The 14,782-nt window shown below is 54.4% G+C and carries 14 protein-coding genes; 3 read left to right on the top strand and 11 right to left on the bottom strand.

All coding sequences use genetic code 11. From position 1 onward, the window contains the following. Positions 1 to 203: 203 nt before the first annotated feature. Entirely contained in the window at positions 204 to 1,088 is an 885-nt protein-coding gene (locus M987_RS10515; RefSeq protein ID WP_041162195.1) for a nucleoside-specific channel-forming protein Tsx, read from the top strand. A 120-nt stretch (positions 1,089 to 1,208) separates the two neighbouring features. On the opposite strand, the gene M987_RS10510 is transcribed toward M987_RS10515, so the two are convergent. The 7 genes from M987_RS10510 to queA all read right to left on the bottom strand — a co-directional run bounded on the left by M987_RS10510 (position 1,209) and on the right by queA (position 7,877). Then, complete coding sequence (locus M987_RS10510; RefSeq protein ID WP_014069102.1) at positions 1,209 to 1,889, bottom strand: helix-turn-helix transcriptional regulator; 681 nt, start codon at positions 1,887 to 1,889, stop codon at positions 1,209 to 1,211. 14 nt (positions 1,890 to 1,903) lie between these two features. Beyond that, positions 1,904 to 2,269, bottom strand: a complete 366-nt coding sequence (locus tag M987_RS10505; RefSeq protein ID WP_014069101.1) for a VOC family protein — start codon at positions 2,267 to 2,269, stop codon at positions 1,904 to 1,906. Between the two features lie 142 nt (positions 2,270 to 2,411). Next, complete coding sequence (gene secF / locus M987_RS10500) at positions 2,412 to 3,383, bottom strand: protein translocase subunit SecF (RefSeq protein WP_014069100.1); 972 nt, start codon at positions 3,381 to 3,383, stop codon at positions 2,412 to 2,414. A gap of 10 nt (positions 3,384 to 3,393) precedes the next feature. After that, on the bottom strand, positions 3,394 to 5,241 hold the full coding sequence (secD, locus tag M987_RS10495; RefSeq protein ID WP_041162003.1) for a protein translocase subunit SecD: 1,848 nt from the start codon (positions 5,239 to 5,241) through the stop codon (positions 3,394 to 3,396). A gap of 27 nt (positions 5,242 to 5,268) precedes the next feature. Beyond that, positions 5,269 to 5,601, bottom strand: coding sequence for a preprotein translocase subunit YajC (yajC, locus tag M987_RS10490; RefSeq protein ID WP_003021544.1), 333 nt, complete (start codon positions 5,599 to 5,601; stop codon positions 5,269 to 5,271). A gap of 22 nt (positions 5,602 to 5,623) precedes the next feature. Continuing rightward, complete coding sequence (gene tgt, locus M987_RS10485) at positions 5,624 to 6,751, bottom strand: tRNA guanosine(34) transglycosylase Tgt (RefSeq protein ID WP_014069098.1); 1,128 nt, start codon at positions 6,749 to 6,751, stop codon at positions 5,624 to 5,626. Between the two features lie 55 nt (positions 6,752 to 6,806). Beyond that, positions 6,807 to 7,877 carry a tRNA preQ1(34) S-adenosylmethionine ribosyltransferase-isomerase QueA gene (queA, locus tag M987_RS10480; RefSeq protein ID WP_014069097.1) on the bottom strand — a complete coding sequence of 357 codons (1,071 nt, stop codon included), beginning with the start codon at positions 7,875 to 7,877 and terminating at the stop codon, positions 6,807 to 6,809. A gap of 92 nt (positions 7,878 to 7,969) precedes the next feature. On the opposite strand from queA, the gene acpH reads away from it, so the two are divergent. Together acpH and M987_RS10470 are read left to right on the top strand one after the other, a co-directional pair. Further along, on the top strand, positions 7,970 to 8,551 hold the full coding sequence (acpH, locus tag M987_RS10475) for an ACP phosphodiesterase (protein ID WP_014069096.1): 582 nt from the start codon (positions 7,970 to 7,972) through the stop codon (positions 8,549 to 8,551). Between the two features lie 127 nt (positions 8,552 to 8,678). After that, positions 8,679 to 9,281, top strand: a complete 603-nt coding sequence (locus M987_RS10470; RefSeq protein WP_014069095.1) for a peroxiredoxin C — start codon at positions 8,679 to 8,681, stop codon at positions 9,279 to 9,281. Between the two features lie 87 nt (positions 9,282 to 9,368). Here the strand turns inward: M987_RS10470 and M987_RS10465 are convergent, their stop codons facing one another. The 4 genes from M987_RS10465 to malZ form a co-directional block, all read right to left on the bottom strand. Next, positions 9,369 to 11,237, bottom strand: coding sequence for an amidohydrolase (locus M987_RS10465; protein ID WP_014069094.1), 1,869 nt, complete (start codon positions 11,235 to 11,237; stop codon positions 9,369 to 9,371). A 21-nt stretch (positions 11,238 to 11,258) separates the two neighbouring features. After that, positions 11,259 to 11,804, bottom strand: a complete 546-nt coding sequence (locus tag M987_RS10460; RefSeq protein WP_014069093.1) for an antibiotic biosynthesis monooxygenase — start codon at positions 11,802 to 11,804, stop codon at positions 11,259 to 11,261. 48 nt (positions 11,805 to 11,852) lie between these two features. Continuing rightward, positions 11,853 to 12,494: a hydrolase gene (locus M987_RS10455; RefSeq protein WP_014069092.1), complete on the bottom strand. Its 642-nt coding sequence runs from the start codon at positions 12,492 to 12,494 to the stop codon at positions 11,853 to 11,855. A gap of 202 nt (positions 12,495 to 12,696) precedes the next feature. Continuing rightward, positions 12,697 to 14,514 (bottom strand): maltodextrin glucosidase, encoded by a 1,818-nt coding sequence (gene malZ / locus M987_RS10450; protein ID WP_014069091.1) that lies wholly within the window; start codon positions 14,512 to 14,514, stop codon positions 12,697 to 12,699. Between the last annotated feature and the right edge of the window lie 268 nt (positions 14,515 to 14,782).

Here is a 14,782-nt window from a genome sequence, read left to right as displayed (position 1 = left end):
TAAATGTTTGCCGTTACAATCCCGGCCGTTTAAAGTACGCAAACGTGAACGCAATCGATTACGCATGTGAGAGATATGTGAAACAACACATATTTTTGTGAGCAAGGATTCCTATAATAGGCTCCGCAGAAACACGAAATATTTTGAAACGCAAATCGCGCATTTTTCACTCCCGGAAGGGAATTTCAATCAGTGGCATGATTATGAAAAAAACATTACTTGCAGCCGGCGCAGTACTGGCACTTTCCTCCTCTTTCACTGCTAACGCAGCGGAAAACGACAAACCACAATATCTTTCCGACTGGTGGCACCAGAGCGTAAACGTGGTAGGCAGCTACCACACCCGTTTCGGACCGCAGATCCGTAACGATACCTACCTGGAGTACGAAGCTTTCGCCAAGAAAGACTGGTTTGATTTCTACGGTTATATGGATGCGCCTGTATTCTTCGGTGGTAACACCGATGCGAAAGGTATCTGGAACCACGGTTCCCCGCTGTTCATGGAAATTGAACCACGTTTCTCCATTGATAAGCTGACCGGCACCAGCCTGGCGTTCGGTCCATTTAAAGAATGGTACTTCGCAAACAACTACATCTACGACATGGGCCGCAACAAGTCCGGTCGTCAGAGCACCTGGTATATGGGTCTGGGTACCGACATCGACACCGGCCTGCCGATGAGCCTGTCCATGAACGTCTACGCGAAATACCAGTGGCAGAACTACGGTGCCGCGAACGAGAACGAGTGGGATGGCTACCGTTTCAAAGTGAAATACTTTGTGCCAATCACCCAGCTGTGGGGCGGCAACCTGAGCTACATCGGCTTCACCAACTTTGACTGGGGTTCAGACCTGGGCGACAACGACTTCCGTGACCTGAACGGTAAGAAAGCGCGTACCAACAACTCCATCGCTTCCAGCCACATCCTGGCGCTGAACTACGATCACTGGCACTACTCTGTTGTTGCGCGTTACTGGCACAACGGTGGCCAGTGGAACGACGACGCTAGCCTGAACTTCGGCGACGGTGACTTCAGCGTTCGTTCTACCGGTTGGGGTGGTTACCTGGTGGTAGGTTACAACTTCTAATCACTGCGGGATTGTGCGGGCTGATGCCCTCACCCTGCCCCTCTCCCACAGGGAGAGGGAACAAACACTAAAAACGGCAACACACGTTGCCGTTTTGCTTTTACCTTGCCACCCGGCTTTTTACTGCTTCACCTTCCGTAAAAAATCCGCCAGCGACCTGTCCGCACTCTCGCTAAACCGTCGTTCTGTCTGCACAATGTTAAGACACCTGTCGAGCCGGAAGCAGCGATAGTCATCGCGCCGCTCACACCAGGCAGCCAGCAGCCAGCGTTCCCCCCAGAAGAACAACCCCAGCGGCTGAACCTCACGCTTTGAGAGCTGCCCGGCTTCATCCCGATAATGCAGTGCCAGAACCCGCTGGGCAGATATCGCCTGATGAATCACATCGAAGTGATTGCGGGAATGGTTTTGCAGGGCAATATCTGGCGCATAAATTCGCGTTTGCTCCGCCTTACGACGACTCTCTTCCGGCAGGATCGCCAGCACCTTTTCCTGGGCTGATTCCAGCTCGCGCGACAGTGATTCCCCGCCCCAGGTTTTCAGCAACCGGATAGCCACCATTAGCGCTTCAGACTCTTTGTTTGTCAGCATCAGCGGCGGTAAATCAAAACCGGACATCAGACGATAACCGCTCCCAGCCTCACCCTCCACCGGCACACCAGAAAGGGAAAGGTCGCGGATATCGCGATAAACGGTTCTCTCAGAAACCCCGAGCCGCTCTGCCAGATGCGCTGCCGTCGTCAGACGCCTGCCCCGCAGGATCTGCACAATCTGAAATAAACGGTCAGCGCGTCGGGTCATAGTCTCTTCAGCTCTCAGGCAGGTTGATGGAGGCCAACCCGGTTACCTTCGCTGTCGGTAAACAGGGCAATGGTGCCAATACCACGTGGCAGCTCTAGCGGGCCAAACACGCATTCACCGCCCGCAGACGCGATCCTGTCGAGCGTGGCGGCCAGATTGTCAGTATGCAGATAAATAATAGCGCCCTGCTGTGAGGGTGTAATGCCATCAAATTTAGCCAGCGCGCCGCCCGTCGCCGGGTCTTCATGCGGGAATACCGCCAGCTCTGCACAATCCATTTTTTCACGACGCAGCGCGACCTGCATGACCGGCTCGTAGAATTTGACGGCACGATCCATATCTGCGACGGGGATTTCAAACCAGTTAATGACACTTTTCATACTTCCTCCTGCCTGTTGTTTGGGTTCAGAAGGAGTGTATGACAGCCCTCCTGACAGCATACTGTCAGGAGGGTTTGTCAGCAGCAGATAAAAAAAATCCCGGCCAACAGACCGGGATTTTTATCACGCATAAGACCATGTCTTACGGCAGAATTGACGGCTGATCCGCCCCTTCTTTTTCGACTTTCTGCTGGAGCAGGTGCTCGCGCTTCATGCCAAGTTTCAGTGCCAGAGCGGATGCAACGTAAATAGACGAAGCAGTACCGATAGTCACACCAATCAGCATGGTCAGTGAGAAGCCTTCCAGCACCGGGCCACCGAAGAGATACAGCATCAGGATAACCATCAAGGTTGTACCGGATGTGATCAAGGTACGGTGCAGCGTCTGGGTCAACGACACGTTAAAGATTTCGTACGGCGTACCGCGACGGATCTTACGGAAGTTTTCACGAATACGGTCAGATACCACGATACTGTCGTTCAGTGAGTAACCGATAACGGACATCAGGGATGCCACGATAGTCAGGTCAATCTCAATGTGGAACAGAGACAGTACGCCCATGGTGATCACCACGTCGTGCGCCAGTGCGATAACCACACCAGCCGCCAGGCGCCACTCAAAGCGGAAACCCACGTAGACCAGGATGGAAATCAGCGCCACCATCAGCGCCATTGCACCGGTTTGCGCCAGGTCAGCACCCACGCTTGGGCCCACGAACTCAATACGCTTAACCGTTGCGTTCTGGCTGGTCGTTTCGTTAATCACGCTAACAACCTTGCTGCCCAGCTCCTGGCTGCCGTTGGCATCGTGTACCGGCGGCATACGCACCATAATGTCGCGGCTGCTGCCAAAGTTCTGCAACAGCGGCTCTTCGAAGCCCGCTTTCTGCAAGGACAAGCGCATCTGGTCCATATCGACCGGTTTTTCCAGAGTAATTTCAATCACCGTACCACCGGTGAAATCAAGACCCCAGTTAAAGCCTTTCACGCCCATAATGACGATGGACAAAATCAGCAGAAAACCTGAAATGCCGAAGGCCCAGTAGTCCCAGCGCATAAAGTCCCAGACTTTACGGCCGTGGTTCAATTGTTCAACAGTATATTCCTGTGCCACAACGCACTCCTCAGATAGACAGCTTTTTGACGCGCTTGCCGCCGTACAGCAGGTTCACGATGGCACGGGTGCCGACAATAGCGGTAAACATCGACGTTGCAACACCGATACCGGTAGTAATCGCAAAGCCTTTGATCGCGCCAGTACCCACTGCATACAGGATAAGAACCTTAATCAGTGTTGTTACGTTCGCATCGAAGATGGAGCTGAAAGCGCCTTTATAGCCTTCTTCAATCGCCTGCTGCACAGAACGACCGTTGCTCAATTCTTCTTTGATACGTTCGTTGATCAGTACGTTGGCGTCGACCGCCACCGCAAGGGTCAGAACGATACCCGCAATCCCCGGCATGGTCAGCGTTGCCCCCGGCAGCAGAGACATGATACCGATGATCAGCACCAGGTTCGCTACCAGCGCGCTTGTCGCAATCAGACCAAACTTCTTGTAGAAGAAGATCATGAACAGGATTGAAACAACCAGACCCGCCAGACACGCTTCCAGACCCTGTTTGATGTTCTGCATACCCAGGGTTGGACCAATGGTACGTTCTTCAACAATCTGGATTGGCGCAATCAGCGCACCAGCACGCAGCAGCAGAGAGAGCTGACGCGCTTCATTCGGGTTGCTGATACCGGTGATACGGAAGCTGTTACCCAGACGAGACTGGATATTGGCGATGTTAATCACCTCTTCCTCTTTCACCAGAACCGCACGGCCGTTGGCATCTTTCTTACCGCTGTCTTTGTACTCCACGAACAGGGTCGCCATCGGTTTGCCGATGTTGTCCTTGGTGAAGTTAGACATGATGTTACCACCCGCGCTATCCAGCGAGATGTTAACCTGCGGCTGGTTGTATTCATCCTGGCTTGAAGTGGAGTCGGTGATATGGTCACCGGTCAGGATCACGCGTTTGTACAGCACAACCGGCTGGCCTTCACGTGTCTGTTTCACTTCGGAGTCGCCCGGAATACGGCCCGCGGCAGCAGCGGACTGATCGACGTTAGAGTTAACCAGACGGAACTCAAGCGTTGCAGTCGCACCCAGAATCTCTTTCGCACGCGCAGTGTCCTGGATACCCGGCAGTTCAACCACAATACGGTCAGCACCCTGACGCTGTACCAGTGGTTCAGCCACACCCAGTTGGTTTACACGATTACGCAGAATGTTGATGTTCTGCTGAACCGCGTATTCACGCGCTTCGCTCAGACGTGCATCCGTCATCACCGCACGCAGCTGATTGCTGCCCTGAGAGGTGATCACCAGATCACGGTGACGCTGAGACAGGTAAGTTACAGCCTGGTCGCGTGCCGCGCTGTCGCGGAACGTGATGCTCATGCCGTAGTTATCTTCTTTACGCACGGTGGTGTACGCGATGCCTTTGTCACGCAGATCGCTGCGCAGGCTGTCGATATTCTGTTCCTGCAATTTGCCCAGTGCAGTGTCCATATCCACTTCCATCAGGAAGTGAACACCACCACGCAGGTCAAGACCGAGTTTCATTGGCTCTGCGTTTAACGCAGCCAGCCAACGCGGGGTTGCAGGAGCAAGGTTCAGCGCCACGACATATTTATCACCCAGCACGCCCATCAGCGCTTCACGAGCGCGGAGCTGCGTGTCGGTGGTGTCGAAGCGAGCAAGAATAGCGCCCTCTTCCAGTGCCACAGACTTAGCGGTAATTTTTTCTTCTTGTAACGTTTTCTGGACCTGGATCAGCGTTTGCTCACTGGCGGCGACACCGCGCGCGCCAGTGATTTGAACGGCCGGATCCTCACCATACAGGTTGGGAAGCGCGTACAGCAGGCCGACGAGAATCACGACGACCAGCATGATGTACTTCCACAAAGGATAACGGTTTAACACGGCAGTTCCCTTTGGGAAAAGTTGGGATTACAGCGCCTTCATGGTGCCTTTCGGCAGAACGGCAGCTACGAAGTCACGTTTGATAACCACTTCAGTGGTGTCGTTCAGTGCGATAGCAATGTAGCCGCTTTCAGCTACTTTGGTTACGCGACCCACCAGGCCACCGTTGGTCAGTACTTCATCGCCTTTCGCAATGGAGTTCATCAGGTTTTTGTGCTCTTTGGTGCGCTTCTGCTGTGGACGCAGGATCATGAAATAGAAGATCAGGCCGAACACAACCAGCATCAGAATCAGAGACATTGGGCTGCCCTGCGCTGGAGCACCTGTTGCTGCTACCGCATCAGAAATAAAAAAGCTCATTCAAATTCCCTCATTATTAAAATTAATCAACGTTCAAAGGTGGAACATCCCGACCCTGACGTTGGTAGAAATCGGTCACGAAGCTCTCTAATTTACCCTCTTCGATAGCCTTACGTAAACCAGCCATTAAGCGCTGATAATAACGAAGATTATGAATGGTATTGAGACGCGCGCCCAAAATCTCGTTGCAACGATCGAGATGATGCAAATACGCGCGGGAATAATTGCGACAGGTATAGCAATCGCACTCAGAATCGAGCGGGCTGGTGTCACTCTTATGCTTCGCGTTACGGATTTTCACCACGCCATCGGTAACAAACAGATGACCGTTACGCGCGTTACGGGTTGGCATGACGCAGTCGAACATATCAATGCCGCGGCGCACACCTTCAACCAGATCTTCTGGTTTACCCACACCCATCAGGTAACGTGGTTTATCTGCCGGGATTTGCGGGCAGACATGTTCAAGAATGCGATGCATGTCTTCCTTTGGCTCACCCACAGCCAAACCGCCGACAGCGTAGCCATCAAAACCTATCTCTACCAGACCTTTAACAGAGATATCGCGTAAATCTTCGTAAACACTGCCCTGGATAATGCCGAACAGCGCGTTTTTGTTTTCAAGAGAGTCAAAACGGTCGCGGCTACGCTGCGCCCAACGCAGAGACATCTCCATGGAACGTTTCGCGTAATCCCAGTCCGCCGGGTATGGCGTACATTCGTCGAAGATCATCACGATGTCGGAACCGAGATCGTACTGAATCTCCATCGATTTTTCCGGATCGAGGAAAATCGGATCGCCGTTGATCGGGTTACGGAAGTGAACGCCCTTCTCGGTGATCTTGCGGATATCACCGAGGCTGAAGACCTGGAAACCACCGGAATCGGTGAGGATTGGCCCTTTCCACTGCATGAAGTCATGCAGGTCGCCGTGCAGCTTCATGATCTCCTGACCAGGACGCAGCCACAGGTGGAAGGTATTGCCGAGGATAATCTGCGCGCCAGTGGCTTCAACTTCTTCCGGCGTCATCCCTTTTACGGTGCCGTAGGTGCCCACAGGCATAAACGCGGGGGTTTCCACCACGCCGCGATCAAACACCAGGCGACCGCGACGCGCGCGGCCGTCGGTGGTATCGAGTTCAAATTTCATTTTTATTCCTCTGTGCCAGAAAAACAGTCCGACACATTATTCTGGTGCCGCGGACTTATTCCCCGACACGCTCATTCAAAGCCTGCGGATTGTACGTGATAAACATCGCGTCCCCGTAGCTAAAAAAGCGATATTTTTGTTCTACCGCAGACTTGTATGCGGTCATCGTGTGCTGATAACCCGCAAATGCGGAAACCAGCATAATCAGCGTCGATTCAGGCAGATGGAAGTTGGTCACCAGCGCGTCAATCACCTTGTACTGGTAGCCCGGGTAAATAAAGATCTGCGTATCGCCAAAGAACGGCTCGATCAGGCCATTTTGGGCGGCCTGCGCGGCGCTTTCCAGCGAACGTACTGAGGTCGTCCCTACAGCAATTACGCGGCTGCCGCGGGCTTTCGCCGCCAGCACCGCATCAACAACGTCCTGCGGCACTTCAGCATATTCGGAGTGCATGATGTGGTCTTCGATGCTGTCGACACGAACCGGCTGGAAAGTCCCCGCGCCCACGTGAAGCGTCACAAACGCCATCTCAACGCCTTTTGCGCGCAGTTTTTCAAGCAACGGTTCATCAAAGTGCAGGCCCGCCGTCGGCGCGGCTACCGCACCAGGCTTCTGGCTGTAGACGGTCTGGTAAAGCTCGCGGTCGGCCTCTTCGTCCGGGCGCTCAATGTACGGCGGCAGCGGCATGTGGCCGATGGTGTTCAGAATATCGAGCACCGTGCGTTCGTCGTTGAACTCCACTTCAAACAGCGCATCGTGGCGCGCGGTCATGGTCGCTTTAATGCTCTCGTCGTCGCCCAGCAGCAGCTCGGCCCCCGGCTTCGGTGCTTTGGATGCGCGAATATGTGCCAGAATACGTTTATCATCGAGCATACGTTCGACCAGCACTTCAATCTTCCCGCCGCTGGCTTTACGGCCAAACAGACGCGCCGGGATCACGCGGGTATTGTTAAAGACCAGCAGATCGCCAGGGTTGAGCTTGTCGAGCAAATCGGTGAAAGTACCGTGCGTCAGCGCGCCCGTTGGCCCGTCCAGTGACAGCAAGCGACAGCTGCTGCGCTCAGGCATTGGATAGTGAGCAATCAGGGAATCAGGTAGTTCAAAGGAAAAATCGGCGACGCGCATGACGTATACTCGTGACTTAAAAACAGGCGGCATAGTCTAGTGCTCACACTCTTTTGCTGCAACAACTAGCCGCCACCGGACAAATAAAACGCATGAATTTTCTCGCTCACCTGCATCTCGCTCATCTCGCTGACAGCTCTCTTTCCGGCAATTTGCTGGCCGATTTTGTCCGTGGCAACCCTGCCGAGAACTATGCCCCAGAGATAGTCGACGGGATTTTTATGCACCGCCGTATCGACGTGCTGACTGATAATCTGCCCGAAGTGACGGAAGCCAAAGCCTGGTTCCGCCCCGAAACGCGCCGCGTTGCGCCGATTACGCTGGATGTGATGTGGGACCACTTTCTGTCGCGCCACTGGGCACAACTCTCGCCGGAGATGCCATTGCCGGAGTTTGTGCGCTATGCCCATCAGCAGGTTTCTCTTATTTTGCCGGAGTCGCCTCCACGCTTTGTGAATCTGAATAATTACCTGTGGTCTGAACGCTGGCTTGAGCGCTATCGCGAGATGGACTTTATCCAGAACGTGCTGAACGGCATGGCGAGCCGTCGCCCGCGACTGGATGCGCTGCGTGATTCCTGGCATGACCTGGACGAACATTACGATGCGCTGGAAACGCGTTTCTGGCAGTTTTATCCGCGCATGATGGCTCAAGCCAAAAGTAAGCAACTTTAATTAAAGAATGATTGATAGGCGAAAGCTTGTGGAACGATTGTCACCACCTCTTTGTCTTATTCGCGGACACTCTCTATACTGGCCCGCGTTGCGTTCCAAATAACCTTAGTATCTACAGGAGAATCATATGGTTCTGGTAACTCGTCCGGCTCCGGATTTTACAGCTGCAGCAGTTCTGGGCAACGGTGAAATCGTTGAAAACTTCAACTTCAAACAGCACACCAACGGTAAAGCGACCGTTCTGTTCTTCTGGCCAATGGACTTCACTTTCGTTTGCCCGTCTGAGCTGATCGCGTTCGACAAACGTTACGAAGAATTCCAGAAGCGTGGCGTAGAAGTTGTTGGCGTCTCCTTCGACTCTGAATTTGTACACAACGCATGGCGTAACACCCCTGTCGACAACGGCGGCATCGGTGCGGTGAAATACGCAATGGTTGCGGACATCAAACGCGAAATCCAGCAGGCTTACGGTATCGAACACCCGGACGCTGGCGTTGCACTGCGTGGCTCCTTCCTGATCGACTCGAACGGCATCGTTCGTCACCAGGTTGTGAACGATCTGCCACTGGGTCGTAACATCGACGAAATGCTGCGTATGGTTGACGCGCTGCAATTCCACGAAGAGCACGGTGAAGTGTGCCCGGCTCAGTGGGAAAAAGGGAAAGAAGGTATGGCTGCATCTCCAGAAGGTGTTGCTAAGTACCTGACCGAGAACGTATCCAGCCTGTAATTGGCACGGTTTACGAAAAAGGCCCGCTTATGCGGGCCTTTTTGTTTTCTCCCTCTCCCCGTGGGAGAGGGCATCAAACCGCACAAGCTAAAACGCGAAGCAAGAACAGCCCAGCACGCCCCAGAACGCCCGATCGTCCGACACCGGAATATCCGACTGACGGGCAATGCCGTGCGCGTGCCCATGTACCCCGCAGCTCCCGATACACTGGTGCATCTGAACCACTGCGCCCACCTTGCTGGCCGCAGGCGGAGCTGAGCGGTAATGTCCTGGCACCTTAACTACCGGCGACCATTCCGGCACAACTGGGATTGGCGGAGGCGACAGCGGGCTAAAGTGCCCGGCGGCGTACACCACCTTGCCATCCACTATCGTCAGCACCGACTCAATGCCTTTAATCTCTTCTTCCGACACGCTGAAGTAGTCTTTCGAGAGCACCACCAGATCGGCGAGCTGACCTTCAACCAGACGACCTTTCTTACCCTGCTCGCTGGAGAACCACGCGCTACCCGCGGTCCACAGCTCCAGCGCGACATCGCGCGGCAGACGGTTGCTGTCGTCATACATCGCCAGCCCGCCCACGGTACGCCCGGACACCAGCCAGTACAGCGCCGTCCACGGGTTGTAGCTCGCCACGCGGGTCGCGTCCGTCCCTAATCCTACCGGTACGTCCAGCTCCAGCATCTTCGCCACCGGCGGCGTATGTTTCACCGCATCTTTACCATAACGATCAACAAAGTATTCCCCCTGGAAGGCCATACGGTGCTGTACCGCAATCCCGCCACCCAGTGCTTTCACGCGTTCGATGTTACGCTCGGTAATGGTTTCAGCGTGGTCAAAGAACCAGTGCAGCCCGTTGAACGGGATATCGCGGTTCACCTTCTCAAACACATCCAGCATCCGGCTGATGGATTCGTCATAAGTCGCGTGCAGACGGAACGGCCAGCGATTTTCCACCAGATGACGCACCACGCGCTCCAGTTCGTCTTCCATACCTTGCGGCAGATCCGGGCGCGGCTGGAGGAAGTCTTCAAAATCCGCCGCCGAGAAGACCAGCATCTCGCCAGCGCCGTTGGCACGGTAGAAATCCGTCCCCTGCCCTGGCTTGAGCATATCGGTCCAGCGCTCAAAGTCTTCCAGCTCTTGTTTTGGACGCTGGGTAAAGAGGTTGTACGCAATACGCACCGTCATCTGCTCTTTGGCGTGCAGTTGCTCGATTATCTCGTAATCTTCCGGGTAATTCTGGAAACCGCCGCCGGCATCGATAGCACTGGTCAACCCCAGGCGGTTCAGCTCGCGCATAAACTGGCGCGTAGAGTTCACCTGCATTTCAAGCGGCAACTTTGGCCCTTTTGCCAGCGTTGCGTAGAGGATCATCGCGTTCGGTTTGGCGATCAGCAGCCCGGTCGGGTTGCCGTTGTTATCACGCACGATTTCGCCACCCGGCGGGTTTGGCGTCTCTTTGGTATAACCAACGGCTTTGAGCGCGGCGCGGTTGAGCAGCGCGCGATCGTAGAGATGTAGCACAAACACCGGGGTATCCGGAGCGGCCTCGTTAAGCTCTTCAATGGTGGGCATCCGGCGCTCGGCAAACTGGAATTCACTCCAGCCGCCCACCACACGTACCCACTGGGGTGATGGCGTACGGTCGGCCTGATCTTTCAGCATTCGTAGCGCGTCTGCCAGCGAAGGTACACCTTCCCAGCGCAATTCGAGGTTGTAGTTCAGCCCGCCGCGGATCAGGTGCAGGTGGGAATCGTTCAAACCGGGGATCACCGTACTCCCCTGTAAATCAACAATCTGGGTTCCCTGCGTCGCATAGCTCATGATGCGATCGTGGTTACCCGTGGCAAGGATCTTACCGTTGGCGATCGCCACCGCTTCCGTCAGCGGGTTTTCGCGATCGAGGGTATGGATCTTACCTTTGGTTAAGATCAGTGTGGCAGTTTGAGACATAACGTACTCCTTTGAACCGGATCAGGCTTTTTTCAGCCATCCGGCAAACAGACGGGTCACGATGGGCATCCACAGCCAGACCACCAGCGCGACCACACAGGCATCGTTAATCAAATGCAGCAGTAAAGAGCCTTTCAGGCCAGGAAGCAGCGCGCCCGTCACCAGCGGCACCACATTGGTACTGGGGAAGATAACCAGCAGGGTGATAAGAAACTGTTTCCACTGCTTTGGTTTACGCACGTTTGTCTCTGGCGGAGTGAACCAGAACGCCGCCTCGGTGCGTACTTCCGTTTTATCGCCTTCCGCCAGCAGCGGCTCAATCTCTTTCACCAGTACATTACGGGTATCGGACTGCGTCCAGGCATAAAGGTGCTCGATGGTGTCGAAACGAATAATCACCGTCCACAGGCTCTGTCCTTCGGACGGGCGGATAACGTTCGCCCCCAGATGTCCGGGGAATTCAGCCGCGATGGGCATGATTTTGCCAAGCCACTGTTCGTATCGCCCGGCCTGTCCCGGGAGTAACGTATGAGTGATCACCAGCGTCACATGTGATGTTTGCGCCATAAAAATTTCCTGGTCATTGATGGGCGGGAGAACCCCGCCCTGAAAGGATTACGCTTTGCGCTCTGGCGCACCGTGAACGAGGGTATAGGCATAATCAACGCCCATGCCGTACGCCCCGCTGTGCTCACGCACCAGATCCATTACCGCGTCATAAGTGCCTTTACGTGACCAGTCACGCTGGTACTCAAGCAACACCTGCTGCCAGGTCACAGGCACTGCACCAGCCTGCACCATACGGTCGATAGCGCGTTCGTGCGCATCAACAGAGGTCCCGCCGGAGGTATCTGTCACCACATACACTTCGAAGCCTTCATCCAGCGCCATCAGAGCCGGGAAGGTCAGGCATACTTCTGTCCACAGGGCAGAAATGATGAGTTTTTTGCGGCCTGTAGCTTTAACTGCCGCAACAAACGCGTCATCTTCCCAGGAGTTCATAGAGGTACGTTCAATAGGTTTTACATCAGGATGGACGGCCAGCAATTCAGGCCAGATATAGCCGCTGAAGCTTTTTGTTTCTACAGACGTATAGATAACCGGTACATCAAAAATTTTGCCTGCTTTCGCCAGTGCAACCGTATTATTTTTCAATAACTGACGGTCAATATTTGCCACGCCAAAGGACATCTGCGGCTGGTGATCGATAAAAATCAGAGCGGAGTTGGACGGGTCAATCAGTTCACGAATAGACATAAAAGTACCTTTTAATCAATGTGTTAAAAGCCAACGTTTTTGTGTGCTAAATGAGAAAGGGCCCTGTCTGATAAAGCAAATTGAGTATAGCGAGAATTGATTTAGACGATATTAAAGAAATTTGTCCGCTCTGTTTAATTTAACCGAACGACTTAGGGGAATATTCTGCAACCGGCGTAATACACCGGTTGCAGAGGAGGGGTTAATTACCGAACCAGACGCAGGCCGAAATCGCAGGCAGAGACAAAATGCCCTCGTGCAGATCGCCTTTGCCCTCTTTCAGCTGCCATGCCTTCACCCTGAGCAGCGGCGAATCATCCAGCACCACTTCACAGGCCTCACCCCGGTTAATGGCCACCAGCACGCGCTGTTGGTTATAAACACGGGCAAACACCACAACGTTATCGTGGGCGTAAACCACCTGGCAGCCGCCGTAGCGCAAAGCCTGGTTCTGTTTACGCAGTTTCGCCATACGCTGATACAGGCTGAACAGCGACACATCCTGTTTTGCCGGATCCCACGGAAAGGTCTTACGGCAGAACGGATCGTTATTACCGTCCAGCCCCACTTCATCGCCGTAGTAAATACACGGGATCCCCGGCCAGGTGAAGAGCCAGGTGACCGCCAGCGGCAGGCGCGCCACGTCTTTGCCCAGCAGCGACTTGAAACGCGCGGTGTCGTGGCTATCCAGCTGGTTGAACATCCTTAGCTGCTGCTGGTGCGACAGGCTGGCGCGGTAGTTATCCATCCACGCCATGCAGGTTTCGGCGTCGATATGCTGCGGATCGTAAGAGATGTCGGTATTGGCAAGGAATCCCCACAATGGGAACGTAAAGCCGCGATAGTTCATCGCCGCGTCTTCAGCATCGGCCTGAAGCCACTGACGCGCATCACCAAAATGCTCGCCAAAGACAAACGCCTCCGGCTGGGCGACTTTTGCCGAACGGGTGATCCCGGCGACGTGCTGAATATTATTACGTGCCCCACCCGCTTCACCGAGCATATGCACCACGTCCAGACGCCAGCCATCCATGTTCCACGGTGCCTTTAACCAGTGGCGCACAATGCTGTCATCACCGCCATAGATCTCGTTTACAAGCGTTGGTGACTGGAAATCGAGCTTAGGCAGGCTGGCATAGCCTAACCAGTCCAGCGCCCGGCCTTCGTCATTAAAGCTGTACCAGTCGCGCTGGGGTGAATCCGGGTTATGACACGCACCGCCCATCGACTGATTGTGACGATCAAACCAGGCGTGAGAGTCCCCGCTGTGGTTGAACACGCCGTCCAGAATCAGGCGCATTCCTTCTTTTTGCGTATTTTCCCGCAGACGCAGCAGCGCGGCATCACCGCCAAACTGCTCATCAACGTGGCGATAATCTTCGGTATCGTATTTATGCACGCTTGGCGCTTTAAAGACCGGGTTCAGGTACAGCGCCGTGACGCCCAGTTTTTTCAGGTACGGCAGTTTTTCACTGATCCCGTCCAGATCGCCACCGTAAAACGTCGATCCCCCAGCCTGCGCCGTCAGCGGCTCATCCCAGGCTTTAAAGATGATGTCGTGACCTGCGGCGTGGTGGTAATAGACCTTATCCTGCTGCGGCGTGCGCTTCTGGCTGCGGGCAAAGCGGTCAGGGAAGATTTGATAAAAGACCTGATCGTTGACCCACTGCGGACCATGGTCCGGGTAATCGACAGCAAATTGCTCCAGCCGCGCGGGTGGAAAACGGCTAAAGCCTTGCGGGGTAAACCACAGCTGACGGTTATTCCACAGCAGCTTGAAGCTGTAGCGACGTCGCGGCTGCCCGCTGCTGAGGTCGATATTCGCGCGCCATGCCGTCACGCCAGGCTGCGGCTGGCTGCGTTGCTTGTGCATGGTCAATGCGGTTTCTTCGTTATCCACTTCAGCGCGTAGCATCACGCGGTCGGGCTGATTTTCCCCTGCCAGCCAGAGCGTAATCACAAGGTTGTCTTTGTTTTGCTTAACAAATGGGGCAACCGGAAGGTGCCAGGCGTTCAACATCACGAATCCCCTTTGATGAAATTGACGTCACCTTGCCACAGGGTAGTTAAGGTTAGCTCATCATGATGCAGTTTATTGGGGGAGGAGGACGGGGGAGGAGGCATCAGTGCAGCCTGATGCCTTCACCCTCTCCCACCAGGAGAGGGACCCCCAGTAATGTTTTTCTTTATTCAGCGATGACATTACGCCATTGAAATAAATGACTTACCGCAGCGCCATGGTCCGGCTGAAAATCGCCGAAGTGTTTCCTGCAGGCCGGGGCGAGGCG

It is taken from the genome of Enterobacter soli ATCC BAA-2102 (assembly GCF_001654845.1).
In the GTDB taxonomy this organism is placed as follows: Bacteria; Pseudomonadota; Gammaproteobacteria; order Enterobacterales; family Enterobacteriaceae; genus Enterobacter; species Enterobacter soli.
This window is presented reverse-complemented; position numbering and strand designations above follow the sequence as displayed.